The sequence below is a fragment of the Streptomyces fuscichromogenes genome (assembly GCF_014645815.1).
Lineage (GTDB): Bacteria > Actinomycetota > Actinomycetes > Streptomycetales > Streptomycetaceae > Streptomyces > Streptomyces fuscichromogenes.
Genome location: NZ_BMML01000016.1, coordinates 136,310 through 162,400 on the forward strand (window position 1 = coordinate 136,310; position 26,091 = coordinate 162,400).

Consider the following 26,091-nt stretch of genomic DNA (forward strand, 5'->3'; position numbering starts at 1 on the left):
CCTCGAAAGACCTGGAGACCGATGTCTTTCCGCCCCGCCACGGCCGCCGACCACGTCGAGGACGTCTCACCGGGCTCCGGGGCCCTGCCGCCCCGCGCCTGGTACCCCGCCTCGGACGCCGCGTCCCTCTCCCTGAACGGTGACTGGCGCTTCCGGCTGTCGCCCACCGCCGACGCCGAGGACGACTCGTTCGCCGAGCCGGGGTACGACGCCGGTGGCTGGGCGAAGGTCTCGGTCCCGGGGCACTGGGTGCTCCAGGGGCACGGCGCTCCGGTCTACACGAACCACCTCTACCCGTTCCCGGTCGACCCGCCGAGGGTCCCGACCGAGAACCCCACCGGCGACCACCTGCGGTTCTTCGACCTGCCCGACGGCTGGGACCCGGCGGACGGCGGGACGGTGCTGCGCTTCGACGGCGTCGAGTCCTGCGCCCGGGTGTGGCTGAACGGCACGGACATCGGCGAGTTCAAGGGCTCCCGGCTGCCGCACGAGTTCGCCGTCGGCCATCTGCTGAAGCCGGCCGGCAACGTGCTCGCCGTCCGCGTCCACCAGTGGTCGGCCGGCTCCTACCTGGAGGACCAGGACCAGTGGTGGCTGCCCGGCATCTTCCGGGACGTGACCCTGCTGCACCGCCCGGCCGGCAGCGTCCTCGACTTCTTCGTGCACGCCTCCTACGACCATGTGACCGGCGCGGGCACGCTGCGCGTCGACTCCGACGTGGCCGGCCGGGTCACCGTGCCGGAGCTGGGCATCGACATCGCCACCGGCGAGCCGGCGACCGTCCCGGTCGAGGCGTGGACGGCCGAGACCCCCAGGCTGTACGACGGGGTGCTGGCCACCGAGGGCGAGCGGGTACCGCTGCGCATCGGCTTCCGGACGGTGGAGCTGGCCGACGGGCTGATCAAGGTCAACGGCCGGCCCGTCCTCTTCAAGGGCGTCAACCGGCACGAGTGGCACCCCGAGCGGGGCCGCGCCCTGGACCTGGAGACCATGCGCGCGGACGTGCTGCTGATGAAGCGGCACAACATCAACGCGGTCCGCACCTCCCACTACCCGCCGCACCCGGCCTTCCTGGACCTGTGCGACGAGTTCGGCCTGTGGGTGATCGACGAGTGCGACCTGGAGACGCACGGCTTCACCGAACAGGCCTGGCGCGACAACCCCGTGGACGACGACCGCTGGACCCCGGCCCTGCTCGACCGGGCCGCCCGGATGGTCGAGCGCGACAAGAACCACCCGTCGGTGGTGATCTGGTCCCTGGGCAACGAGGCCGGCACCGGACGCGGCCTGACCGCGATGTCCGAGTGGATTCACGGCCGCGACGCGTCGCGGCTGGTGCACTACGAGGGTGACATCGACTGCCGTGACACGGACGTGTACTCACGGATGTACGCCGACCACGCCGAGGTCGAGCGGATCGGCCAGGGTCTCGACGGCGGCACCCACAGGCGCCGTCAACTCCCCTTCATCCTCTGCGAGTACGGGCACGCGATGGGCAACGGCCCCGGTGGCCTCGCCGACTACCAGCAGATCTTCGAGTCGTACGACCGGCTCCAGGGCGGCTTCATCTGGGAGTGGATCGACCACGGCATCAAGGACGACCGCTACGAGTACGCGTACGGCGGCGACTTCGGCGAGGAGCTGCACGACGGGAACTTCGTCTGCGACGGGCTGGTCTTCCCCGACCGGCGGCCCTCCCCCGGGCTGGTGGAGTACAAGAAGGTGATCGAGCCCGTCCGTATCGAGGGCGACGGCGCCACCGTCCGCGTCACCAACAAGCAGGACTTCGCCGATCTTTCGGCGCTCGACTTCGAGTGGTCGTACCAGGTCGGTGGCGAGACCGTCGAGTCCGGCAGCCTGGGCGTGCCGGCCCTGGCGGCCGGTGAGTCGGCGGAGGTGAAGCTGCCGGAGCCGCCGGTCGTCACCGGCGGCGGCGAGACGCAGTGGACGGTACGCGCCCTGCTGGCGGCCGACACCGGCTGGGGACCGCGCGGCCATGTGGTGGCCTGGGGACAGGTCCCCGTCTCGGGGCGGCAGTTGCCGTCCTTCGCCGCCTCCGGCGGGCCCGTGGTGTCCGGCGACGGGCTGATCGCCCTCGGCCCGGCCGTCTTCGACGCGCGCAGCGGCGCGCTGCGGAGCATCGGCTCGGTGCCGGTGACCGGTCTGCGGCTGGACGTGTGGCGGGCGACCACCGACAACGACGACGGCGCGGCCTGGCAGAGCGACATCCGCTACGGCGCCCTGTGGCGGAAGTTCGGTCTGCACCGCATGCGGCACCGCCTGGACGCGGTGGAAGCGGTCGGCGACACCCTGACCGTGCGCACCCGGGTGGCGCCCGCCGCCTGGGAGTTCGGGCTGGTGACGGTCTACCGCTGGACCACGGACGGCAGCCGCCTCCGGCTCACCGTCTCCGTGACTCCCGACGGCGACTGGACGGTGCCGCTGCCCCGGCTCGGCGTCCGCTTCGGGCTGTCGGCGGCCGACCGCGTGCGCTGGTTCGGCGGCGGGCCGGGCGAGGCGTATCCGGACACCAGGGCGGCGTCGGTGCTGGGCCGTTGGCAGTCGACGGTGGACGACCTGCAGACGCCGTACGTCCGCCCGCAGGAGAACGGCGCCCGCGCGGACGTCCGTTGGGCGGAGCTCGGCGGGCTGCGCATCGAGGGCGACCCGGAGTTCTGGTTCACGGCCCGCCGCTGGACCACCGAACAGCTGGACGCGGCGGCCCACCGCACCGATCTCACCCCCGGTGACACGGTATGGGTCAACCTGGACCACGGCCAGCACGGCATCGGCTCGCAGTCCTGCGGGCCCGGCGTCCTGCCGCCGTACCGACTCCTGGCCGGACCCGTCGAGTTCTCCTTCGTGTTCGCGGACGTCGGCTGATCCGCACCGCCCCGCGAGGCCCCGGACCGTGCCTGGTCCGGGGCCTCCGGTCCGTTCAGCGTCGGTGCCCGGCGGCCCCGCAGCGGTACAGGGTGTAGCGCGCGACATGGACGGGTGAGCAGTGGCCGATGGCCCAGCGCACCAGGGCCCGGCCCGGGGTCCTCGCATCCCGGGCGCGGTGGGTGAGGTCGGCCGCGGAGAGCAGGACGTAGCGGAGCCGCCCGGTGTCGATCAGGTGGTGGAAGGTGCCGGGCGCGGGGTACGGCACATGCGCGGTGAAGCCGCCGAGCGGGAGGATGGCGGCGTTGTCCGACAGGATGTACGGCGCCGCCATCTGCCAGCGGGGCACGGCGGCCAGGTAGCGGGCGCCGTCGCGGTGTGCGGTGAGATAGGCGAGGACGCGCTGCTGGGCCGGGTTCAGGGTGGAGGCGGCGTTGCGGGTGGCGATGCTGCCGGGGCCGATCCGGCCGAAGCCGCCGGGCTGGTTGTAGCGCAGGGAGGTCGCCGACACGGACCAGACGGCGGGGACGACCAGGACCGCGGCGAGGGCGACGGCCAGGGCACTTCGGCGCGGACGCGACCCGCCGACGGCGAAGAGGACCAGCGCCGGCAGGGCCAGGACCACGGCGACACCGACCGACCAGGTGAAGAAGTGCGGGTAGTAGAGGGTGAGGGCCGCGCACCAGCCGACGTTGACGGCGAGGACCGCGCACAGCACGCTGCGGCGCCGCACCCGGGTCACGGCCGTCGCGGCCAGGGCCGACAGGCCGACCGCCACCACTCCCATGTAGTAGGTGTGTCCGGTCACGCTGCCGAAGCTGAAGACCAGGAAGAACGTCACCAGCCAGACGCCCCACAGCAGGTACCCGGCCAGGAAGGGATCGGTGCGCCGCGGGCGGCGGCGCCGGAGCGCGACCAGCCCGGCGGCCAGGCCCAGCGCCGCCAGCGGGTAGAGCCAGCCCGTCTGACTGGCCAGCCCGGGGCTGAACATCTTCCAGACGCTGTCCCCCATCCCCACCGAGGCCCTGCCGTGCGCCCGGTCCGCGACGATGCTCCCGGTGCCGGCCGCGTCGACGCCCAGCGTCTGGAAGCGGGTCAGGAAGTTGTAGCCGACGACCAGGGCGATCGGCGAGTTGTCGGTGGTGCCGTCGAGATAGGGACGGGCGGCGGCCGGGGTGAGGCCGGCGGCCAGCATCCAGGACAGGGAGACCGCCAGCATGACCGCCCCGGACACGGCGAGGTCCCGGATCCGGCGGCGCAGCGTGGTCGGCGCGGCCACCAGGTAGGTCACGGCCAGCGCGGGCAGCACCGCCCAGGCCTCCAGCATCTTGCACTGGAAGGCCGCCCCGACCCAGACGCCCGCCAGGACCAGGGTGCGCGGCCGGGCGCGGGCGGTGGCCCGCTGGGTGGCCTCGGCGGCCAGCAGCAACAGCAGGACGAACGGCGCGTCCTCGGTGACGGAACGGCCGAGGCCCACGGTCACCGGGGTGAAGGTGAGGAAGGCGGCGGCCAGCAGCCCGGCCGGTACGCCGGCCCAGCGCCGTACCACCACGTGCAGCAGGACCACCGAGGCCACGCCCTCCAGTGCCTGCGGGACCACCAGGGACCAGGGGTGGAAGCCGAGGACCAGTGCCGACAGGGCCTGCGGCCACAGGAAGCCGGGCAGTTTGTCCAGGGTGATGGAGTTGCCCGGGTCGAAGGAGCCGTAGAGGAAGGCGACCGGGTTGTCGGTCATGCTGCGGACCGCGCTCGCGTAGAAGGCGTGGTACGCGCTGTGCCAGATGCCCCAGAAGCAGAGCAGCGCGGCGACGGTGGCGATGCCGGCGAGCAACGGTCGCTCGTAGCGCTGGGTGCGGCTCCGCTCCCGGGTCGGCGGGGGCGGCGGCCCCTCGGCACGGACGAGCGGCTCGGCGCTGACAGGGCTCGGCATCGCGGACGGCCTCCAGAACTCCCGGTGTCCAGGACTTCCAGAGCGCCCTGGACTGCTACGGCCTCTAGGACGACTGGATCTCGACGAACGTCACATCCGGAATGTCAAGGAACATTCAGGATGTTCGTGAGTATCGGCCGTGGAAGCTGTAAGGATCCTGAACCCCGGCTGTGTCTCACCGGCCTCTCACCGCAAGCTCACCCGGCACCGGTTCAGCGGGCCGGCCGCCCGGCGTGCTGGGCCGCGAGGCGCACCGGGGCGTTCTGGGCGCCGTATCCGCGGTACCCGGGCTCCCGCTCGACGAGTTCGAAGAACACCCGTCCGACCGTCCGGGTGTAGCAGTGCCGGAAGACACCGCCCGCGTCGCGGTCGTAGAGGATGCCGAGGTCGCGGTAGATCTCCAGCTCCTCCTGCGCGAACTCGTACCGGGCGGCGAGGTCGTCGTGGTAGTTGGCGGGGATGGGCAGCAGCGCGCCGCCTGCGGCACGGAAGGCCCGGGCGGCGGCGACCACGTCCTCGACGGCCAGGGCGATGTGCTGGGCGTGCAGGGTGTCGTCGGCCGGGGCGGCGCCGACACCGAGGGCGATGCGGACGCTGCCGTCGGCGTTGGTGACGGCTCGGGAGCGCAGCAGCCCGTAGGGGTCGGCGACGTCGACGCTCTCCTGGGCGTGCAGACCGAGGACGCTGCGGTGGAAGAGGGTCGCCTCGTCGTACTGGTGCCAGGGCTGGACGAGCGCGAGGTGGTCGATGCGCGCCGGAGCCGGCCCAGGATCGTGTGGCACCTCGGCGAAGTCGGCCCGCCAGTGCGGGAGTTCGCGGTCGCGTCCGGTGGCGCAGAAGAAGAGTTCGGTGCCGTCGGGGGCGGCGACCGCGTCGAGCGGGGCGTCCTCGGGGGCGCGGCGGCGGGGCAGTACGGGGGCGAGCAGGGCCTCGGCACGGCGGGCGGCGGCCCGCGGGTCGGGTGACTCCAGGCCGATGGCGGCGAGCCCGGTGCCGTCGCGGCGGGCCGCGGGCCCGGTGTTCACCAGGATCCGGGCCTCGCCCAGCTCCCACAGATCGACGGGCTTGCTCCGATGCCGTGCGGTCCGGGCGAAGCCGAGCGCGCCGAGCAGCGCCGAGACGGGTTCGGCGTCCGGGGTGACCAGTTCGGCGAACGCGACTCCCGTCGGTACGACCGGTGCGGGCAGCTCCGCGACTCCGAGGGCCTCTTGCAGCACCAGCAGCGAACGCTGCGCGTCGACGGCGGTCGGCCCGGCCTCGGCCTGCCGGAAGACGTCGTTGAACACCTCCAGCGACAGCGGCCCGTCGTACCCGGCGCGCAGCACATGCCCTGCCAGCCCGGCGACGTCGAACCCGCCCTGGCCCGGGAAGCACCGGTAGTGCCGGCTCCACTGGAGCACGTCCATGGCGAGCAGCGGGGCGTCGGCGAGCTGCAGGAAGAAGATCTTCTCGCCGGGGATGTCCTCGATGCCCTTCGGGTCGGACCCCCGGGAGAGGATGTGGAAGCTGTCGAGACAGGTCCCGAGGGCGGGATGCCCGGCCGCCTCGACGATGCGCCAGGCGTGGTCGTACGTGCTGACGTGCCGCCCCCAGGCGAGCGCCTCGTAGGCGACGCGGATGCCGAAGTCCTGGGCGAGCGAGGCCAGTTCGGAGAGCTGCCCGGCCGCGAGACCGTCGTCGTCGATCGCGAGCGGGGAGACGGAGGAGCAGACGAGAACGGTGTCGGCCCCCAACTCCCGCATCAGCGCGAACTTGTGCCGGGCACGGCGGAGGTTGCGCGTGAACTCGTCCCGCGGGACGGCTTCGATGTCCCGCATGGGCTGGTAGAGGTCGACGGTGAGCCCGAGATCGGCGCACCGGACCCGTATCTCGCGGGGCGAGAGCGGACTGGCGAGCAGATCGTTCTCGAAGATCTCCACCCCGTCGAACCCGGCCCGCGAGGCGGCGGTGAGCTTTTCGGTGAGCGACCCACTGAGCGAGACGGTCGCGATGGAAGTGCGCATGGCCTTTTCCTTAGGGATGGACAGCGCCCCGTCTTTTTGGGGGCGCGGGGAACTGCGCGACCAGCCACAACCGGTCCGCACCCGTCACACGACCTGCCCCGCCGGCCTCTCACCCAACTCCCCGATGTCGGCCAGCATCCGAGCCGCGTCCGGTTCCCTCCCCGTGAACAACCGGAACGCGTCCACGGCCTGGAACACGGCCATCCCGCCCCCGTCCAGCACCGCGCACCCCAACGCCCGTGCGGTCCGCACCAGTTCCGTCTCCAGCGGCCGGTACACCACCTCGGCCACCCACAGCTCGGGTCGCAGCAACTCGGCGGGCAACGGCAGTCCCGGGTGCGCGGCCATCCCGGTCGGCGTCGCGTGCACCAGCCCGTCGGCGCCCGCCAGCAGCTCCGGCAACAGCTCCGGCACCGCGGCCACCGCGCGCCCCGTGCCGAAGTGCCGGTTCAGTGCGCCCGCGAGATCCGTGGCCCGGTCGGCGAGCGCGTCCACGACGGTGACCCGCTCGGCCCCCAGCGTGAGCGTCGCGTGCGCGACCGCGGCCCCGGCGCCCCCGGCACCGAGCTGTACGACCCTCTCCAGCGGAGCGTCCCGCAGCCCACGCGCGAACGACGCCGCGAACCCGGTCACGTCCGTGTTGTGGCCGACGGCCCTTCCGTCGGTCTCGAAGACCACCGTGTTGACCGCGCCGAGCGCCTCGGCCTGCGGGGCGAGCGCGTCCAGGTGCTCGATGACCAGCTGCTTGCAGGGGTGGGTGATGTTCAGCCCGTCGAAGCCGAGGTCACGCGCGGCCCGGACCAGATCCCCCACGGCCTCGGGCTGCACGCCGAGCACGTCGATGTCGATGAGCCGGTACAGGTACCGCAGCCCCTGCCGGCCGGCCTCGCGCTCGTGCAGGGCCGGGCTGAGCGACGGGCCGATACCGGAACCGATCAGTCCGACGAGATACGAGTCCTTGGCCATGTGGCCCTCCCGAGCGGCATAGCTAATGTACGAACTAGTACGTTAGCTATAACACCGGAGACCACGGCAGGGGAAGACCTGGTAGACAACGCCTGCGGCACGGGCTTCTACAATCTCCGCACCGGACCGCCCCTCGAAGGAACCCGATAGGAACCCGATGACCAGCGTCGACGAACCGGCACAGACCAACGGGCGGCTCCGTGACGCGGCCCGCACCCAGGCCGAGATCCTCGACGTGGCCACCCAGGAGTTCGCGCGGGCCGGCTACGACGGGGCCCGCGTCGACGAGATCGCGGCCCGCACCCGCACCACCAAGCGGATGATCTACTACTACTTCGGCGGCAAGGAGCAGCTGTTCACGGCGGTCCTGGAGCGCGCGTACGGCGTGATCCGCGAGGCCGAGCAGCAACTGGACGTCGAGCACCTGGACCCGGTCGCGGCGATCCGCCGGCTCGCCGAGCTGACCTTCGACCACCATGAGCAGCACCCGGACTTCATCCGCCTGGTCAGCATCGAGAACATCCACGGCGCCGAGCACATCGCGGCCTCCGCGAAGCTCGGCAGGATCGGCTCGCCGGCACTTGAGGTGATCCGCCGGATCCTGGCCGCCGGGCAGGAGTCCGGCCTGTTCACGGCCGACGTGGACGCCGTCGACCTGCACGCGCTGATCAGCTCGTTCTGTTTCTTCCGGGTGGCGAACCGGCACACCTTCGGCGTCCTGTTCGGCCGGGACCTGGTGGACCCGGCACAGCGCGCGCACTACCGGACCATGCTCGGCGACATGGTGATCGCCTACCTCACCGCGGAGCGCGCGGCGGACTGACCGCGGCGGGGTGCGCGCTCCGAACGGGGCCGGTGCGACCTCTTGACACCGGGGAAACGCGAGCGCAACATCCGTACCCATCGCGACTAACTACCCAGTGGGTTAATTAGCACCAGGCCCGCTGGTCCGCCGACCCCGTCATCCCTGGGATCCGGCCTTCTCCCCCGCCGCTCACTCCGCTTACGTTGGAGTTCCCCGAAGGAGCACCGCCGTGTCCGTCCCCGCCGAGTCCGCCGCCACCGCCGTACCACCCGGTGGCCAGCCGAGGAAGGCCGCCCTGGCCGCCTGGATCGGCAGCGCCCTGGAGTACTACGACTTCTTCATCTACGGCAGCGCGGCCGCGCTGATCTTCCCGAAGGTCTTCTTCGACGAGTCGGACCCGGCCACCGCGACCCTGCTATCGCTGGCCACGTTCGGGGTGGCGTACGCGGCCCGTCCGGTCGGCGCGCTGTTCCTCGGGCACTTCGGGGACCGGATCGGCCGCAAGAACGTCATGGTCTTCACGCTGCTGCTGATGGGCCTGTCGACGTTCCTGATCGGCTGTCTGCCGACCCGCGCCCAGGTGGGCGGCCTGGCCCCGGTGCTGCTGGTGCTGTGCCGGGTGCTGCAGGGCATCTCGGCCGCCGGTGAGCAGGCCAGCGCCAGTTCGATGAGCCTGGAACACGCGCCGCCGAACCGGCGCGGCTTCTTCACCAGCTTCACCCTCAGCGGCACCCAGGGCGGTCAGCTGATCGCCACCCTGGTCTTCATCGCGGTCTCCCAGCTGCCCGAGGACCAGCTGATGTCCTGGGGCTGGCGGGTGCCGTTCTGGCTGAGTGTCGCGGTGGCCGTGGCCGGCTGGTTCATCCGGCGCAGGCTCCAGGAGACCCCGGCCTTCGCCGAGCAGGCGGCGGGCGAGGGTGTCCTGCGGCTGCCGCTGGTGACGCTGCTGCGCCACCACTGGGCGGACCTGCTGCGGGTGATCGGGGGCGCGCTGATCGCCTCGGTGAGCACGATCTTCACGGTGTGGGCGCTGGCGTACGCGACGAGCGACTCGGTCGGGATGTCCAGGACGTCGATGCTGTGGGTGGGCGCGCTGGCGAACCTGGTGGCGCTGGGCGCGATCCCGGCGTGGGCGACGCTGTCGGACCGGATCGGCCGGCGGCCGGTGTACCTGATCGGCGCGGTGGGCAGCGCGGTGGCGATGTCCGGGTACCTGTGGGCGATCTCCACCGGCTCCTACCCGCTGATCGTGGTCCTCGGGATCGTCGCCTTCGGTGTCGTCTACAGCGCGGCGAACGGTGTCTGGCCGTCCTTCTACGGCGAGATGTTCTCGACCCGGGTCCGGCTGTCGGGCATGGCGATCGGGACCCAGATCGGGTTCGCGGTGGCCGGTTTCGCGGTGACCTTCGCGGCGCAGATCGCGGGTCCGGGCGGCGACGACTGGTCGGCGGTGGCACTGTTCACCGCGGCGCTGTGCGTGCCTCCGGTCATCGCCGCCCTGTCGGCACGCGAGACCCACACCCTGGCCACGGAGGACCTCGGGTCACGCACCGCCGGCGCGGCATCCCGGCCGGAGACCGTGACGGCCTGAGCCGGTCACGCGCGGAGGAACAGGCACACGTCCGCCCGGGGAGGCGCCCTGGGCGGACGCGCTGGCGGGCGTCCTTCCCGGCACCGGTGTCCTCGTCCTCCTCAGCCCGGCCGAAGGAGACGGCTCGGCGCCCGCCTCCTGCCCGCCCCGGCCGACCGCCGGGAGCCGATCGCCTGACGGCCCCGCGGACCGCGGGCCCTGCGCGAGAGGAACGAGATCCCCGGCGAAACCGCTGATGCCGGCCTCCTCGCGCAGGTCCCCGCACGCAACGTGCCCGCCGGCGGACTCCACCGCCGCGCACCCGGCTCCGGACGCTGGTGTCTCAACCCGACACCAGCAGTTCCGTCCACTCCTCTGCCACCCGCTCCAGCGAGAATCCCTCCCGCACCTGTGCGCGGGCCGCCGCTCCGGCGGACTGCCAGTCCTCCTGCTCGGTGAGCCCGGCGATCGCGTCGGCCATCGCCTCGGGGGTGTCGTGGATCCAGCGCCGGTCGTAGATCTCGTCCGCGCCCGGCCACGGCAGCAGCGCCGGTACCGCCCCGGAGGCCATGCCCTCGGCCGGGGCGAGGTGGAAGCTCTCGTCGTCGCTGGTGGACAGGACGTGCCCGACACGGCGCAGCCAGTTGGGCACGTCCGGGCCGAACTGGTCGAAGACGACGGCGCCTTCGAGCAGCGGCGAGGTCTGCATCCGGCGCAGGATCGCCTCGTAGTGCTCGCGTTCCGCGGGCTTGTTCCAGATCCACCAGTACTCCCACGGCGGCTTGGACTTGACCGAGAGGTGCCAGCGCCGGTCGCGGGCGCGCAGCGCTTCGAGGACGTCGAGGCCGAGGTCGAGGCGTTTGCGGCTGGGCGCGATGCCGATCATGCCGAGCCGGTGCCGGGCGCCGGGCGCCTTGGGCCGGTCGAGCTGTTCGACGTCGACCCAGTTGCCGATCGTGGTGATCTTCGCGGCGGGCCAGCCGGTGCGGTCCCGGGTGGCGCGGGTGTAGTAGGGGCTGACGCACACCACCCGGTCGACGGCGTCGATGTCGACCTGGCGCGGGTATCCGGCGTCGAGTTCGAAGCGGTGCAGGCGCACGATCAGTCTGCTGCCGCGCCGTTTGTGGCGGCTGTACCAGATCGCCGCCGGGCCGCACCACTCGACGACCACCACATCGGCCCAGTCGGCGAGTTCACGGCCGGCGGCCGCGTCGTGCTGGGCGAGCGCGGGCCAGGCGTCGATCCGGATGTCGAGGCCGGGCAGGGCACGCAGGTGGTCGAGGAGGCGGGTGAGGAACTTCAGGTCGTGGCCGGCGACGCCGACCCGCAGCGGGCGGGTCCGGGTGGCTACGGCGGCGGGCCCGGCGGGGAAGGCGCGGTCGAGATGGCCGCGCCAGCGGGCCGCCGCGGCCTCCATGGTGTACTCGCGGGCGGCCGTCGCGCACCGGTCGGCGGCCGACTGCCGGGCCCCGGTGTCGTGCACGGCGACGCAGACGGCGGCCGCCGCGTCCGCGAGGGTCGCGCCGCCCGGTACGAACAGCGGGTAGTCGGCGCCGAGCAGTGCCTCGTGGGCCGGGGTGCGGTTGAGTACGACGGGCAGCCCGAGGGAGCCGAACTCCAGTACCTTGGTGGAGAGTTCGAGGCTGGCGTCGAGGGAGGCGTCGCGCCAGCCGAGGCCGATGTCGCAGTCGGCGGCGAGCCGCATGGCCTCCTCGCGCGGTACGCCGCCGTGGTGGACGACCTCGGGGGTGGTGCGCAGTGCCTCGGCCATGGCGGTGTCGAAGCCGGGGTGGGCCGCGTCCTTGTGGATCTTGTCGCCGACGGTGTGCAGTTCGGTGCGGATGCCGCGTTCGGCCAGCATCGCGGGCAGCCGGGTCATCGGCAGGGTGTTCCAGTGGGGCGCGAACTTGCCGGTGTAGACGAGGCGTACGGGATCGTGCAGGCCCTCTCGCCGCGAGACCGGGAAGCCCGGCTCGGGCACCGCGGGCGGGCAGAGCACGGACCGGCCGCAGGCCTCGGGCACCCAGGCCTCCAGGAAGCAGCGCAACTCCTCGGTCTGGCAGAGGAGCTGCCGGGAGGCCTTGGCGATGCGGGCCAGGTCGGCGCGGGCCTCCTCGGTCATCTCGGCGGCGGACTGCGGGATGTCGGTGAGGTAGGCCCAGATACGGCCGTCGAAGGCGCCGTCGCCGACGATCTGCTTCACCAGCCGCCGGCCGCGCAGCACCAGCAGGTCGCAGCGTTCCTCCGCGTCGAGCCGGGCCAGCAACTGCGAGGCCTGGAACGGCGAGAGGGGGTGCGCGCCCTGGCCGGGGACGAGGTGTTCCTCGTAAGGACGGACCACGGTGACCCCGGGCAGGCCGGCCAGCGGGTCGGTCAGCCGGCCGGTCTCGACCGGGGCCTTGAGGACGAGGCGGGTCCGGCAGCCCGCGCGGGACAGCGCCTGGACCGTGGACTGGGCCCAGACGGCGGAACCGTCGATGAGGTTGAGGTCCACGTCGCCGTAGACGAGCGCCCTCAGGGTGCGGGTCATGACGGTTCCTTTCCACGCACGGCGAACAGGCGGTGCCCGGCCCGCGACCAGCCGTCCGGCGGGATGCCGGAGTCGAGGAGCGAGCGGCGCACGAGCAGCGGCCTCAGGGCCGGTACGAAGGCGTAGTCGTCGGCGGCGGGGGTGTGGCCCACCGCGTCGGCGCCCGAGAACTCCTGGGCGCAGAGCAGGTCGAGGAGGAGGGTGTCGGGGCGGTCCTCGGTCAGGTCGGTCCAGTCGGCGACCCAGGGTGCGGTGGGCGGTCCGGCGTGCACGGCGACCGAGGCGGCGGTGAGCTCGTCGAGGGCGAGGCCCGCGGGGTCGGCGACGACCACCTCGGACGGCCGGTGCAGCTGGCCGAGTGTCTGGGCGACGAGCCGGGCCATGTCGGTGGTGTCCCGGGGCGCGGCGAGGACGGCGATCCGGCGCTCGGCGAGCGGGTCGGGGGCGCCGATGAGCGCGGCGAGCCGGGCCAGCCGGATCCGGGTGCTGTCCTGCTGGAAGACGTCCCGGAGCCGGTCCCGGCCGTCGGTGACCGGGTCGAGGCGGAAGAGCGCGGTCCCGGTGTCGCCGTCGAGGACGGCGTCCCAGGGCAGCTGGGACAGGCCGGGGGCGGACGACGCCGGGCCGTCCCGCCACAGCACCGCGGTGCGGCCCAGCCCCCTTGCCCGCGCGACGAGTTCGGCGAGCCGCCGGTCCAGGTCGGGGGCGAGTCCGGTGCCGGTGAGCGCCCATGGGCCGTCCTGGGCCGCGCACGCGCTCAGCTGGACCAGGAAGACGTCCGGGTCGGTGCGCTCGACCAGCAGCCGTCCGTCGTGCGGCAGCACCCGGCTGACCACCGTGTCCGCCGCGAAGTCCTGGGCGGTGCGGTCGGTGAGCACGCCGGTGATCACCAGCCGGTCGCGGGGCGCCACGGACAGGGCGCGGTGGGCGAGGTGGAAGCGGTCGTCGGCCTGCGGCTCGGCCGCGAAGGCGGGGACGGAGGCGGCGGCCCGGGCGCCGGCGGAGCGGCCCCTGGCCTTCCGCTGCCGCCACAGCCCGTACAGCTCCCCCGGCAGCCCGGCCGCGCGGCGCTTCGGCGACCGGGCCGCCGACACCAGTGCCCGTCCGACCCGCAGCGAGGTGGAGCCCTCCAGCATGGCCACCCGCCCTTCCAGCACGCCGGTCCGGGCCCGGGACCGGCGCAGTGCGCAGGAGAGCTGGTCCTTGTCCCGCAGGGCGGCGGCGAGCCGTTCGGCGAGGCCGTCCTCGCGTGCGGTCTCCAGGGCGCGGGCGCTCTCCTCGGCCGCCCGCTCCAGGTCGATCAGGCGGGCCCGCTGGGAACGGGAGACGAAGTCGGCGAGGACGTACTCGTCGGCGATCCGCAGGGCGGTGGCGAAGCCGTCGGCGGGCAGCGGGCGGCCGAACCAGTCGTGCGGCGGCAGGAGTTCCTCGGTGCACGCGAACACCGCGCCGGCGTGCAGGTGCGTGTAGCCGAGCGAGGCGGCGTGCAGCACCTGGCAGCGGTGCGCCACCAGGGCGTCCAGGAGCCGGTGGTAGGGCAGGTCGGTGCCGGGGTGGCCGAAGACGATCAGGCCCCGGCCGCCGGGCCGCATCCGTTCCAGTGCGGCCAGGCAGTCCGCCTCGTCGCCGTGCACGGCGGGGTCGGGGCCGTAGCAGAGGAGCATCAGCTCCCCTTCGCCGACGGGCTGTTCGTGCCGGGCCGGGGTGACGCCGGGCGGCAGGTGCAGATAGGGGTCGAGACGCAGCCCGCCGCTCGTCGCGTCCACGACGGAGGTCACGTCGTCCAGGTGCGGGTGGAGCAGATCGGTCAGGCGCATCAGCGGATCCTTGTGAGGGCGTGGGTCGGGCGCATCAGCGGGTCCTCGTGAAGACATCGGTCGGCGCGCATCAGCGGGTCCTCGTGAAGACGTGGAAGCCGACCCGGTTCTCGCGGAAGCCGTAGGGCCGGAAGTGGGTGTGGCTCAGGCCCAGGGGTTCGAGTTCGCCGCGATAGGCGGAGATCGGCCGGTGCAGGATGTAGTCGCCGCGCGGGACGGCCTCGTCGGTGTGCTCGTCGGTGACGATCAGCCGGCCGGTGATCCGGACCAGGGAGGCGAGGTTGCGCAGGCCGGCCGCCCACTGCGCGTCGTTCAGGACGTGGAAGAGGACGTCCACGCAGAGCACCACGTCGTAGAGCCAGGGGCTGCGCCACTCGTCGAGGCCGGCGACGGCGTAGCGGGGGCCGCCGCCCTCGGCCCGTGCGTGGGTGACGGCCGCCTCGCTGGCGTCGAAGGCGTCGACGTGGTGGCCGCAGCGGGCCAGGGAGCGGGCGAAGTGCCCCTTGCCGCAGCCCGCGTCGAGGACGAACAGCGGGGACGCCGGGCTGGACAGGTCGCCGATCAGGGTGAGGAGCTGGCCCAGCCGGATGGCGTAGAAGATCTCGTTGCCGGGCCGGTCCAGGCCGATGTGGCCGCCGGAGGCGAGGTCGTCGCGTTCCCGGTGCCGGGTGTCCCAGTAGGTGTGGGGGGCGTCGGTACAGGTGCGGGTGGCGTCAGTCATGGCGCTCCAGCCACTCGGTGAGCACCCGGGCGATCCGGGGGCCGGCCTTGCCGTCCCACAGCGGCGGTCCCTCGGGGCCGGCGGCCGGCTGTCCGTCGAGGACCTTGCGCAGGGCGGGCACCAGTTCGCCGTGCCGGACCAGGCGGTTGGTGCCGTGGGTGACCGTGACCGGGCGCTCGGTCGTGGTGCGCAGGGTCAGACAGGGCACGCCGAGCACGGTGGTCTCCTCCTGGACGCCCCCCGAGTCGGTGATCACGGCGGCGGCCCCGCGGACCAGGCCCATGAACTCGACGTAGCCGAGCGGTTCGAGGAGATGGATGCCGGGCGCGTCGGCGAGGCCCGCCTTGCGCAGGGCCTCCCGGCCGCGCGGGTGCAGGGGCACGGCGAGGTCCAGGTGGCCGGCCGCCTCGGTGAGCGCGCGGGCGGCCGCCGCGGCGGCCTCGGGGTCGTCCACGTTGGCCGGGCGGTGCAGGGTGACCACGCCGTACCGCTCGGGCAGCGCGTGGGCGGCACGGGCGGCGGCCGGGTCGAAATGGTCCAGATGGGTGAGCAGGGTGTCGATCATGGGGTTGCCGACGAGGTGCACCCGGCCCGGGTCGACGCCCTCGCGGGCGAGGTGGCCGACGGCTTCCGGGCTGGTCGCGAAGAGCAGCTCGGCCAGCTGGTCGACCAGGCGCCGGTTGACCTCCTCCGGCATCGCCATGTCGAAGCTGCGCAGTCCGGCCTCGACATGGGCCACCGGGATGCCGAGCTTGGCGGCGGCCAGGGCCGCGGCCAGCGTGGAGTTCACGTCGCCGTAGACGACCACCAGGGCCGGGGCGCGGGCCAGCAGCTCGGTCTCCAGGGCCACCAGCAGGTCGGCGGTCTGCCGGGCCTGGCTGCCGGAGCCGACGCCGAGGTCGGTGTCCGGGGCGGGCAGACCCAGCTCCCGGAAGAAGATGTGCGACATCCGTTCGTCGTAGTGCTGACCCGTGTGCACCAGAACCTGGTCGTGCCCGGTCGCGCGCAGGGCGGCGACGACGGGCGCGGCCTTCACGAAGTTCGGCCGGGTCCCTACGACATGGAGTACGCGACCGTTCATGTCGTACGTTCTCCGCTCTGTCGGCCTACCTTGGCGACATGGCCAGACGTCCGTCCCGGCACCTGCCGCGTGGTGTTTCTCGGTTCCCCCGTGCCCTCAGCTTGGCCGCATCCGTGGCATGGGGCGAGTTGCGGCACGACCCCGTCCGGGCCGCGCTGCTCGGTGTGCGGCTGCTGCCGGGGCGGGTGCGGCGCGGGCTGGGACCGGTCGAGAGACGGCTCGCCGTCCGGGCCCGCGCGGCCGGTCCCGGTGCCGGTCCGTCCGCCGCCCGGGTGCCGGCGCCCGCCGGGCGACCGGTGCGTCCCGTGCCCGGCCGGGTGCTCCATCTGGTGACCAACGGGCTGCCGTTCAAGCACGCCGGCTACACCGTGCGCACCCAGGCCCTGGCCGAGGCCCAGCGGGCCGCCGGGCTCGATCCGCACGTGGTGACCCGGATCGGGTTCCCGGTGGCGCAGGGCGTCCTGGACGCCCGGCCGTGGCAGCTCGTGAACGGGGTGCCACAGCACCGGCTGCTGCCGTACGGGCTGCCGTACGGCCAGGGGGCGGTCCTGGCCCGCAACGCCGAGCTGGCCGGACGTCTGGTGGAGCGGCTGCGGCCGGCGGTGCTGCACGCGGCCACCGACCACGGCAACGGGCGGGTGGCACTGGCCCTGCGGGAGACCTACCGGCTGCCGGTCGTCTACGAGGTGCGGGGCTTCCTGGAGGAAACCTGGCTGACCCAGGCGCCCGGCCGCACCGAGGACGACACGTCGTACCGCGCCCGGCGCGCCCTGGAGACGTACTGCATGCGCGCGGCCGATCTGGTGCTGACGCTGGGCACGGCGATGAAGGCCGAGATCGTGGCCCGCGGGGTGCCCGAGGAGCGGGTCCTGATCGTGCCCAACGCGGTGGACGACGCCTTCCTCGCCCCGCCGCCGGACGGGGCGGGGCTGCGCACCCGGCTCGGCATCGCGGCGGACGACTACGTGGTGGGCACCGTGAGCAGCCTTACTCCACACGAGGGAATCTCCACGTTGCTCCATGCGGGTGCCGAACTGCGCCGTCGGGGTGTCCCGCTGCGGCTGCTGATCGTCGGTGACGGGCCCGAGCTCGGGCGGCTTCGGGCACTGGCCGGACGGCTCGGACTCGACGACGGCGTCGCCCTGTTCACCGGCCGCGTGCCGCACCGTCAAGTCCGCGCCTACCACGGCGTTCTGGACGTCTTCGCGGTGCCGCGCACCGATGCGCGGGTGTGCCGTCTGGTCACCCCGCTGAAGCCGGTCGAGGCGATGGCGAGCGGTGTTCCGGTGGCGGCCAGTGACCTCACCGCCCTGCGGGAGCTGGTGCAAGACGAGGTGAACGGACGACTCGTCCATCCGGATTCACCACAAGCTTGGGCAGAAGCTCTCGAACTAATGCTTTACAGTCGAAAACGGCGGGATGAATGGGGAGCATCCGCCCGCGCGCTGGTGGCGCGTGAACGCACCTGGAAAGGGGTCGCTGCCACGACCCGAGAGGCGTATCGCGCTCTTGGAGGTGTCTGAGACCCCGCGCCCGGAACCGCTCACCGTCCGGGCTCTTCGGATCCGTACGGCATCTGCCGTCGAGGGCGGAGTGAATCCCTATGCAGGTCGAAACGTTCGTACCGCTCGGGGAATCGAGCACATCGCTCGGGGATGAGGAACAGACCGACTGCTTCGAACTGGCCGTCATCGGGCTCGGCTACGTAGGACTCCCGCTCGCGCGGGAGGCGTCGCTGGTCGGCCTGCGAGTGGCCGGGCTCGACCTCGACCCACGGGTCGTGGAGGGCCTCAACGCCGGCCACTCCCATGTCGACGACGTCTCCGACGAGGACGTCGCCCGGATGCGGGCGGCCGGGTTCACCGCGTACACCGACGACAGGTGTCTGGCCCGCGCGCAGACCGTCGTGATCTGCGTGCCGACCCCGCTCAGCGAGGACGGCGGCCCCGATCTGGGCGCGGTGACCTCCGCCGTGCGGACGGTGGCGGGCAGACTGCGCCCCGGACGGCTCGTCGTCCTGGAGTCGACCACCTATCCGGGCACCACCGAGGAGATCGTCAGACCGCTCCTGGAGGAGTCGGGACTGCGGGCCGGCGACGACTTCGCGCTGGCCTTCTCACCCGAGCGCATCGACCCCGGCAACACCACCCACGGGCTGCGCGAGACACCGAAGGTGGTGGGCGGCTGCACCCCGGCCTGCGCGGCGAAGGCCGCCGCCTTCTACGGCAAGCTCGTCGACACGGTCGTACAGGCCAAGGGCACCCGCGAGGCCGAGATGGCCAAGCTGCTCGAAAACACCTACCGGCACGTCAACATCGCACTGGTCAACGAACTGGCCATTCTCTGCCGTGAGTTGCACGTCGACGTGTGGGACGCGATCCGCTGCGCCGGGACCAAGCCGTTCGGTTTCCAGCCCTTCCGGCCGAGCGCCGGGGTGGGCGGCCACTGCATCCCGATCGACCCCAACTACCTTTCCTACAAGGTGCGTTCGATCGGCTACGAGTTCAGGTTCGTGGAACTCGCCCGGGAGATCAACGCACACATGCCGGAGTACGTCGTCCGGCGCGCCCAGGACCTGCTCAACCACGAGGGCCGCGCGCTGCACGGCTCCCGGGTGCTGCTCCTCGGCGTCACCTACAAGCCGGACGTCGCCGACCAGCGCGAGGCGCCGGCGGTGCCGGTGGCCCGGCTGCTGCGGGAGCGGGAGGCCGAGATCTCCTTCCACGACCCGTTCGTGCAGGCCTGGTTCGTGGACGGGGAGGGCGTGCCACGCGTCACCGACGTCATGGCCGCCGTGCGCTCGCACGACCTGACGATCCTGCTCCAGGACCACTCCGCGTACGACCTTCCGGCCCTCGGCGACGAGGCCCGGCTGCTCTTCGACACCCGGGGGCGGATCTTCCGGCCCGGCGTCGAGGTGCTGTAGCCGACCTGTGTAGCAACTCCCCTTCCGCGGCTCGGAGTCGAAGGGCTCCGGGCCGCGGAGTCGAAAGGCGCTCAGATGCGGATACTCGTCGTCACCGTCGTCCACCACCCCGAGGACGCGCGCATCCTGCACCGGCAGATCACCGCGCTGCGCGACCGCGGTCACCATGTCGTCTACGCGGCGCCGTTCTCGGCCCGCGAGGTACGGCCCCGCCCCGACCTGGAAGGCATCGACCTGCCCCGGGCGGCGGGCCGCAGCCGCCGCACGGCGGTGCGGGCGGCCCGGACCCTGCTGGCCGAACGCGGCCGGCAGGCCGACGTCGTCCTGCTCCACGACCCGGAACTGCTGCTGGCGCTCCCCGGCACCCTGCGCCGCTGGCGGCGCTCCGGAACCGGGCCGGTGGTCGTCTGGGACGTCCACGAGGACACCGCGGCCGCGCTCGCCATGAAACGCTGGGTGCCGGCGCCGCTGCGGCCACCGCTGCGGCTCGCCGTCCGCGCGGCCGAACGGCTGGCGGAACGCCATCTGCGGCTGCTGCTCGCCGAGGACGCCTACCAGGAGCGGTTCCGCCGCAGCCACCCGGTGGTGCCGAACTTCACGACCGCGCCGGTCCAGGCGCCCGAACCGCCGGGTACCGCGCACGTCGTCTACGTCGGCCACCTGTCGCGGGCCCGCGGCGCGCTCGACCTCGTCGAGACGGCCCGGCACCTGGGGCCCGGCGTGCGCGTCGACGTGGCCGGCGCGGCCGACCCCGACGTCCGCGAGGCGCTGGCCGCGGCCGACCGGGAGGGCGTCCTGCGCTGGCACGGCTTCCTGCCCAACGACCGCGCGCTCGCCCTGTTCCCCGGCGCCCTGGCCGGCCTCTCCCTCCTCCACGACCAGCCCAACTACCGCCATTCGCGGCCCACCAAGGTGGTCGAGTACATGGCCCACGGCGTCCCCGTCGTCACCACACCCACCCCGCTGGCGGCCGACATGGTCGAGCAGCACGGCTGCGGTCTGGTCGTCCCGTACGAGGACCCACCCGCGGCGGCGGAGGCGATACGACGACTGGGCACCGACGCGATCCTGCGCCACACCGCGGCCCAGCGCGGCCGCGAGGCGGCCCTCGCCCACTTCAACTGGCCCGACGCGGCTGCCGAGTTCACTCACCGCCTGGAGGCGTGGGCGCGGGAGGAGAGCGGTGCGGGGCCCGCTCGTGACGCGGCTCGTACAGAGCGACCTCGCCTCCGCCCGGCAACCGGAAGCCCGTCACCCGGCCCCAGGCCGCGGTCTGGACGGGTCGGCTGAACTCCACACCCTTGGCGGTGAGTTCAGCCACCGTGGCGTCCAGGTCGTCGCACATCAGCATGAGTTCGTGCGACGGTTCACCGTCGGCCGGATGACAGGCCACCTCGGCCGGCGGCAGCCGGAAGATCAGCCACCCGTGCCCGGCGTCGACATGCGGCCAGCCCAGCACATCCCGGAGAAAGACGCGGTCCGCCTCGACGTCGCGCGTGTAGATCACCACATGAGCCCCATTGATCACGCGCGGAGGCTAGCCCCGGCGGGCCGCGGCATCAAGCACCGCCGCTACGCGTTCGACCAGCCGCGCTCGCAGAGCACGAGCCGGTATCCGTCCGGGTCCTCGATCGTGACACCCCAGCGGTTCCAGTACGGGTTGGGCGACGGCACCCGCTTCCCGCCGTGCTCCTCCAGCCGGGCGACCAGTTCATCCGGCACCGGACCGTCCAGGTAGACGACCAGCAGGTCCTCCTCGGTGGGCCGGGGCTCGACGGGCCCGGCGGGCTCGTGGACCAGCTCCAGATGCCAGCCGGCGTCCGGCCAGCCCACCATCAGCAGGTCGTGCTCACCGGGTTCCGGCCCGCCCTCGGCCCGCCACACCACACCGAGCCCCAGCCCGCGCACCCAGAAGCGCTCGGCCGCCGCCAGGTCCCTGGAGGGCCGGGCGACGCGGATGTGACTACGGCCGTTGACGGGCATCGTGACCTCTTCCTGAGCTGCCGTTTCCTCTTCGGCAGCCTAGGTCTCCGAGCCGCGCGGGGCCATCGGCCGATCGCCCTGGGTCACGGGTCCTAGGCCCCGCCGCCGCACCGCTCCCGCCGTCAGGCCCGCGGGATGCCGTAGGCCCGCTCCACCCGCAGCCGCAGCACCAGGCGGCGGTCGCGGACCATCGCGGCGCGGTAGTCGTCCCAGTCGGGATGCTCGCCGCGGACGTCGCGGTAGAGGCGGATGAGCTCCTCCACGGTCGCGTCGTAGGGGTCCTCGGCGACCGGTGAGAGTTCGGCGGTGCCCTCGGCGACCGTGTAGGCCCAGCGGTCCGGGCTGGTCACGTGGTACGAGGCGCGGGGGTCACGGCGCAGGTTGCGGGTCTTGGCGCGGTCGTCGGTGATCGAGACGCGCACGGTCCGCTCGTCGGGGTAGTACGCGTGGTTGACGTTGGACAGCTGGGGGCGGCCGTCGCTCCTGAGGGTGACCAGCACCCCGTCGTGGACTTCGGAGAGCAGCTTCAGAAGAGCGTCCTGGGTCATGTCGGGTGCAACCCCGCCCGACCCCTCGGGCATTCCCGCCACTCCCATCCCGTAGTCACTGTCTACGCCCTCCTGGTAGACAGTGTCCATGACTGAGTCCGACACGAGTCTGCGGGACCGGCTGGTCGACGTCGGCGCGGAGCTGGTGGCCGCCGAGGGCGCACAGGCGCTGACCCTGCGGGAGATCGCCCGCCGCGCGGGGGTCTCGCACGGGGCGCCCCGCCGCTGGTTCCCCACCCATCTCGAACTGCTCTCGGCCATCGCCCGCCGGGGCTTCACCGAGCTGGCCGGACGCGCGGAGGCCGCACTGGGCGACGGTACCGCGGCGCCGGGCGCACAAGTCGCCGCGCTGGCCCGGGTGTACCTGGAGTTCGCCCGGGACAACTCGGGCATGTATCAGCTGATGTTCCGTCATGACCTGCTGGAGAGCGGCCACCTGCGGCTGCGGGAGACCAGCCTGCCGCTGTTCGGGCTGCTCGCCGACCTGGTCGGCCGGGCCCGCCCCGGCGTGGACGCACGGCTCGTCGCGGGCGCCCTGTGGGCGAACCTGCACGGCATCGCCCAGCTGTGGGCCTGGGGCAGCCTCCGACTCGCCACCGGGGCCGACGACCTGGGGCCGCTGCTGGACGCGACGCTGGACGCCCATCTGGGGGCCGGGCGGTGAACCGGCGGCCGGCACTGACGAGCAGCGTGGCGGGCGCCGTGGTCGTCGCGCTGGACGGCACCGTCCTCACGGTCGCCCAGCCCACTGCGCAGAGGGAGTCTCGGCGACCGGTACGGGCAGCGGCGCGTGTCCGGGCTCGGCATGCTGGGCTTCGGCGCCGCCTCCGCCGGCATCGGGCTCGCGCCCGGGATCGGCTGGGTGATCGGACTGCGGGCGGCCCGGCGCGGTCGCGCTGTACGGCGGGTTCGCGCTGCTGGGCGCCGGGTTCGGCACGGTGCCGGTGGCGGCGACACACGTCGTCGTACGGCAGGCGGACGTCGGGACGGCCGGGGTGGCGGGCGGGTCGCAGCAGACCGCGCTCAACGTCGGGCCGGCGCTCGGGGTGGCCGTGGCGGGCGCTCTGATGGGCTCCGGGACCGGAGAACCCCTGCTCGCGATGGCGTTCCTGGCCGTGCTCGGCGTGGCGGCGGCGCGGTGGCTCCCCGGCGCCTCTTCTATAGCGTCCGTCACACCGCACGTGGATGAGCGGGACCGTTCCCCTCATCCTGCGCGACGATGAGGTCCGAGGTCGGACCGCACCGCGGACGACACGACCGGAGGAGAGCGATGGCACAGCTGCGACAGGAAGTCGACCCCAGTGAGGTCGGGCTGGACGTGAAGGCGCTGGACCGCCTCGACCAGCACTTCGCCCACTACGTCGACGAAGGGCGCCTGCCCGGCTACCTGGTGGCCGTGGCTCGCGGCGGCCGGGTCGCCCACCTCACCGCTCAGGGCCACCGCGACCGCGCGGCCGGACTGCCGGTCGAGGCGGACACCATCTGGCGGATCTACTCCATGACCAAGCCGGTCACCGCGGTCGCCGTGCTGCTGCTCATGGAGGACGGGCTGCTGTCGCTGGACGACCCGGTCGACCGCTTCCTGCCCGAGTTCGCCTCCCCCCGGGTCCATGTGTCCGGCTCCGGCGACGACATGGTGACCCGGCCGGCCGACGGCCCGATCCGGATCCGTCATCTGCTCACCCACACCGCCGGGTTGACCTTCGCCTTCTACCACACGCACCCGGTGGACGCCCGGTACCGCGAGGCGGGCCTGGAGTTCTCGGTGCCGGCGGGCGCGGACCTCGCCGAGACGATGGCGGTGTACGCCCGCATGCCGCTCCAGTTCGAGCCGGGCACCCAGTGGAACTACTCCGTCGGCTTCAACGTGCTCAGCCGGGTCATCGAGGTGGTCTCCGGGCAGCGGCTCGACGAGTTCTTCGCCGACCGGATCTTCCGGCCGCTCGGCATGCCGGACGCGGGCCTGCACATCGTGCCGGAACAGGCCGACCGGCTCTCGGAGTTGTACGGCGAGACAGAGGGCGGCGGCATCGAGGCGATCCCCGGCCTGCCGTTGCGCGGCCGCCCCCGCTTCCTGTCCGGCAGCGGCGGCCTGGCGGCGACGGCGTACGACTACCACCGGTTCGCGGAGATGCTGCGCCGGGGCGGCGAACTGGACGGCGTCCGGCTGCTGTCCGCGGCGTCGGTGAGGCTGCTCGCCGGCAACCACCTGCCCGGCGGGGCCGATCTGCGGACCTTCGGCGCCCCGGTGCACCGCGAACCCGGCAACGACGGGCTCGGCTTCGGCCTGGGCGTCTCCGTGGTGATCGACCCGGACCGCACCCTCGCCCCGAGCAGCGCCGGCACCTACGGCTGGACCGGCGCGGCCACCACCGCGTTCTGGGTGGACCCCGCCCACGACCTGACCGTGCAGTTCCACACCCAGGTGCGGCCGAAGACCCTGAAGGTCTTCCCGGAGCTGCGCCGGCTGGTCCACGAGTCGATCCTGGACTGAGCTTCATGCGAACGGGCGCCGGGTCAGACCAGGTTGGTCTCCGGGCGCGGGGCGTCGGCCGCGAACCGGCCGGCGCCGAGCGGGCGGACGTCCAGGAAGGGGACGCGCCCCAGGTAGAGGTCGCGGACCACCTCGCCGACGGCCGGTGCCTGGAGGAAGCCATGGCCGGAGAACCCGGTGGCGTACAGGAACCGGGAGACCGCAGGCGCCTCGCCGATCAGGGCGTTGTGGTCCGGGGTGTTCTCGTACAGACCCGCCCAGCCGCCGGTGCGGCGCAGGTCGAGCAGGGCCGGGGCGCGGCGTTCCATCGCGGCGTACAGGCGCGGGATCCAGCGGTCGTGGGTGTCGGTGGCGAAGCCGGGCCGCTCGTCGGGGTCGGACATGCCGAGCAGCAGGCCGGGGCCCTCGGCGTGGAAGTACAGGCTGGTCGTGAAGTCGATCGTCATGGGGAGCGCCGGCGGCAGCCCCGGGACCGGCTCGGTCACCGCGATCTGGCGGCGCAGCGGCTGCACCGGTAAGTCCACTCCGGCCATCGCACCGACCGCCCGCGACCAGGCGCCGGCCGCGCAGATCACCGTGTCGGTGGCGATCCGGCCGAGGGTGGTGTGCACGGCGGTGAGGTACCCGCCGTCCCGTTCGATGCCGGTGACCTCGGTGTGGCGCAGGACGCGGGCGCCGTGGGCGCGGGCGGCGGCCGCGTAGCCGTGCACGACGGACTCGGGAGTGCAGTGGCCGTCGTCCGGGGAGTACGCGGCGGCCAGCAGTCCGTCGGTGGTGATCAGCGGGGAGAGCCGGGCCGCCTCTTTCGGGGTGAGCATCCGGCTGGGCACGCCCAGATGGTTCTGGAGCCGGACACCCGCCTCGAAGGAGGCGACCTCCTCGGGGGTGGAGAGCAGGAAGAGGTAACCGACCCGGTGCAGCCCGATGTCGTACCCGATCTCCTGCCCGAAGCGGGCGAAGGCCTCTAAGCTGCGTGCGCCCAGCTGGATGTTGAGCTCGTCGGAGAACTGGGCGCGCACCCCGCCCGCTGCCTTCGAGGTGGATCCGGCGGCGAGTTCGTCGCGTTCGACGAGGACGACGTCACGGACGCCCGCACTCGCCAGGTGCCAGGCGATGCTGGTGCCCATCACCCCGCCGCCGATGATCACGACCTGGGCCCGGAGATTCACCTCAGGACCAGTGCGCCACGGCGTCCAGGTGGGGCAGCACGTGGTCCAGCCGCTCACGCTTGGTGCGCAGGTAGGTGATGTTGTTCTCGCACGGCTCGATCAGCAGCGGGACCGTTTCGGCGACGTCGATGCCGTGCCGTTCCAAGGACTCGCGCTTGCGCGGGTTGTTGGACATCAGGCGGACCGAACGCACCCCGAGGTCGCTCAGGATGCCGGCCGCGACCCCGTAGTCACGGGCGTCGACGGGCAGGCCGAGCGCGAGGTTCGCCTCCACCGTGTCCAGGCCCTCCGCCTGCAGCGCCATCGCCCGCAGCTTGCCGAGCAGGCCGATGCCGCGGCCCTCGTGCCCCCGCAGGTAGACGACGATGCCGCTGCCTTCGGCGACGACCGCGCGCAGTGCGGCGGCCAGCTGGTCACCGCACTCGCAGTGCTGGGAGCCGAACGCGTCCCCGGTCAGGCACTCGGAGTGCAGCCGGGTCAGCACCCGGTCGCTGTCGATGTCCCCGTAGACCAGGGCCACTTGCTCGTCACCGCGGTCGTGGTCCAGGTAGCCGACCGCCTGGAATTTCCCGTACACGGTGGGCAGCGGTGCATTTACGACGCGTTCCACGCCCGAACGCCGTGGGGACTTCGTGCCGAGGACGCCGATGTTTTCTGTCATGATC

Annotated in this window: 20 protein-coding genes and 1 pseudogene; 9 read left to right on the forward strand and 12 right to left on the reverse strand. The window is 73.0% G+C overall.

The genetic code is table 11. From position 1 onward, the window contains the following. Nucleotides 1–21: 21 nt before the first annotated feature. The gene (locus tag IEZ11_RS31025; protein WP_189266235.1) at nt 22–2,883 is read left to right on the forward strand and encodes a glycoside hydrolase family 2 TIM barrel-domain containing protein; all 2,862 of its coding nucleotides are present in this window, start codon (nt 22–24) and stop codon (nt 2,881–2,883) included. A gap of 55 nt (nt 2,884–2,938) precedes the next feature. On the opposite strand, the gene IEZ11_RS31030 is transcribed toward IEZ11_RS31025, so the two are convergent. The 3 genes from IEZ11_RS31030 to IEZ11_RS31040 form a co-directional block, all read right to left on the reverse strand. Next, nucleotides 2,939–4,813: an ArnT family glycosyltransferase gene (locus tag IEZ11_RS31030; RefSeq protein WP_189266236.1), complete on the reverse strand. Its 1,875-nt coding sequence runs from the start codon at nt 4,811–4,813 to the stop codon at nt 2,939–2,941. Nucleotides 4,814–5,025: 212 nt separating this feature from the next. Beyond that, nucleotides 5,026–6,816, reverse strand: coding sequence for a bifunctional sugar phosphate isomerase/epimerase/4-hydroxyphenylpyruvate dioxygenase family protein (locus IEZ11_RS31035; RefSeq protein WP_189266237.1), 1,791 nt, complete (start codon nt 6,814–6,816; stop codon nt 5,026–5,028). 84 nt (nt 6,817–6,900) lie between these two features. Next, a complete protein-coding gene (locus IEZ11_RS31040; RefSeq protein ID WP_189266238.1) occupies nt 6,901–7,782 on the reverse strand; it encodes a shikimate dehydrogenase in 882 nt (293 codons plus the stop codon). Nucleotides 7,783–7,939: 157 nt separating this feature from the next. Between IEZ11_RS31040 and IEZ11_RS31045 the strand changes: the two genes are divergently transcribed. Beyond that, the gene (locus IEZ11_RS31045; protein WP_189266239.1) at nt 7,940–8,605 is read left to right on the forward strand and encodes a TetR/AcrR family transcriptional regulator; all 666 of its coding nucleotides are present in this window, start codon (nt 7,940–7,942) and stop codon (nt 8,603–8,605) included. Nucleotides 8,606–8,816: 211 nt separating this feature from the next. Next, nucleotides 8,817–10,178, forward strand: a complete 1,362-nt coding sequence (locus tag IEZ11_RS31050) for an MFS transporter (RefSeq protein ID WP_189266240.1) — start codon at nt 8,817–8,819, stop codon at nt 10,176–10,178. Between the two features lie 322 nt (nt 10,179–10,500). Here IEZ11_RS31050 and IEZ11_RS31055 read toward each other — a convergent pair whose 3' ends face one another. The 4 genes from IEZ11_RS31055 to wecB form a co-directional block, all read right to left on the reverse strand. Further along, nucleotides 10,501–12,687, reverse strand: coding sequence for a glycosyltransferase (locus IEZ11_RS31055; protein WP_189266241.1), 2,187 nt, complete (start codon nt 12,685–12,687; stop codon nt 10,501–10,503). Beyond that, nucleotides 12,684–14,504: a serine/threonine-protein kinase gene (locus IEZ11_RS31060; protein WP_189266242.1), complete on the reverse strand. Its 1,821-nt coding sequence runs from the start codon at nt 14,502–14,504 to the stop codon at nt 12,684–12,686. Before IEZ11_RS31060 ends, IEZ11_RS31055 begins: the two co-directional genes overlap by 4 nt. Before the next feature lie 70 nt (nt 14,505–14,574). Further along, complete coding sequence (locus tag IEZ11_RS31065) at nt 14,575–15,225, reverse strand: class I SAM-dependent methyltransferase (protein ID WP_189266243.1); 651 nt, start codon at nt 15,223–15,225, stop codon at nt 14,575–14,577. After that, nucleotides 15,218–16,306 (reverse strand): non-hydrolyzing UDP-N-acetylglucosamine 2-epimerase, encoded by a 1,089-nt coding sequence (wecB, locus tag IEZ11_RS31070; RefSeq protein ID WP_189266244.1) that lies wholly within the window; start codon nt 16,304–16,306, stop codon nt 15,218–15,220. The genes IEZ11_RS31065 and wecB overlap by 8 nt, the downstream gene beginning before the upstream one ends. Nucleotides 16,307–16,344: 38 nt before the next feature. Here wecB and IEZ11_RS31075 point away from each other — a divergent pair, with 38 nt between their 5' ends. From IEZ11_RS31075 to IEZ11_RS31085, 3 genes are all read left to right on the forward strand, one after another. Further along, on the forward strand, nt 16,345–17,829 hold the full coding sequence (locus IEZ11_RS31075; RefSeq protein ID WP_189266245.1) for a glycosyltransferase family 4 protein: 1,485 nt from the start codon (nt 16,345–16,347) through the stop codon (nt 17,827–17,829). 80 nt (nt 17,830–17,909) lie between these two features. After that, nucleotides 17,910–19,232, forward strand: a complete 1,323-nt coding sequence (locus IEZ11_RS31080; RefSeq protein ID WP_189266246.1) for a nucleotide sugar dehydrogenase — start codon at nt 17,910–17,912, stop codon at nt 19,230–19,232. A gap of 75 nt (nt 19,233–19,307) precedes the next feature. Then, a complete protein-coding gene (locus tag IEZ11_RS31085) occupies nt 19,308–20,522 on the forward strand; it encodes a glycosyltransferase (RefSeq protein ID WP_189266247.1) in 1,215 nt (404 codons plus the stop codon). On the opposite strand, the pseudogene IEZ11_RS51205 reads toward IEZ11_RS31085, so the two are convergent. The 3 genes and pseudogenes from IEZ11_RS51205 to IEZ11_RS31100 all read right to left on the reverse strand — a co-directional run. Further along, a pseudogene (locus IEZ11_RS51205) lies at nt 20,521–20,760 on the reverse strand (VOC family protein); the annotation flags it as partial. The gene IEZ11_RS31085 and the pseudogene IEZ11_RS51205 sit on opposite strands and share 2 nt — an antisense overlap. A gap of 44 nt (nt 20,761–20,804) precedes the next feature. Beyond that, the gene (locus IEZ11_RS31095; protein ID WP_189266248.1) at nt 20,805–21,215 is read right to left on the reverse strand and encodes a VOC family protein; all 411 of its coding nucleotides are present in this window, start codon (nt 21,213–21,215) and stop codon (nt 20,805–20,807) included. Between the two features lie 122 nt (nt 21,216–21,337). Continuing rightward, nucleotides 21,338–21,763 carry a PPOX class F420-dependent oxidoreductase gene (locus IEZ11_RS31100; protein ID WP_189266332.1) on the reverse strand — a complete coding sequence of 142 codons (426 nt, stop codon included), beginning with the start codon at nt 21,761–21,763 and terminating at the stop codon, nt 21,338–21,340. A gap of 88 nt (nt 21,764–21,851) precedes the next feature. Between IEZ11_RS31100 and IEZ11_RS31105 the strand changes: the two genes are divergently transcribed. From IEZ11_RS31105 to IEZ11_RS31115, 3 genes are all read left to right on the forward strand, one after another. After that, on the forward strand, nt 21,852–22,427 hold the full coding sequence (locus IEZ11_RS31105) for a TetR/AcrR family transcriptional regulator (protein ID WP_189266249.1): 576 nt from the start codon (nt 21,852–21,854) through the stop codon (nt 22,425–22,427). A gap of 280 nt (nt 22,428–22,707) precedes the next feature. Then, nucleotides 22,708–22,986: a hypothetical protein gene (locus IEZ11_RS51210; RefSeq protein WP_229713460.1), complete on the forward strand. Its 279-nt coding sequence runs from the start codon at nt 22,708–22,710 to the stop codon at nt 22,984–22,986. A 47-nt stretch (nt 22,987–23,033) separates the two neighbouring features. Further along, nucleotides 23,034–24,257: a serine hydrolase domain-containing protein gene (locus tag IEZ11_RS31115; protein ID WP_189266250.1), complete on the forward strand. Its 1,224-nt coding sequence runs from the start codon at nt 23,034–23,036 to the stop codon at nt 24,255–24,257. 23 nt (nt 24,258–24,280) lie between these two features. On the opposite strand, the gene IEZ11_RS31120 is transcribed toward IEZ11_RS31115, so the two are convergent. Next, on the reverse strand, nt 24,281–25,426 hold the full coding sequence (locus IEZ11_RS31120) for an NAD(P)/FAD-dependent oxidoreductase (protein ID WP_189266251.1): 1,146 nt from the start codon (nt 25,424–25,426) through the stop codon (nt 24,281–24,283). A gap of 1 nt (nt 25,427) precedes the next feature. Beyond that, nucleotides 25,428–26,087, reverse strand: a complete 660-nt coding sequence (gene ribA / locus IEZ11_RS31125) for a GTP cyclohydrolase II (protein WP_189266252.1) — start codon at nt 26,085–26,087, stop codon at nt 25,428–25,430. Between the last annotated feature and the right edge of the window lie 4 nt (nt 26,088–26,091).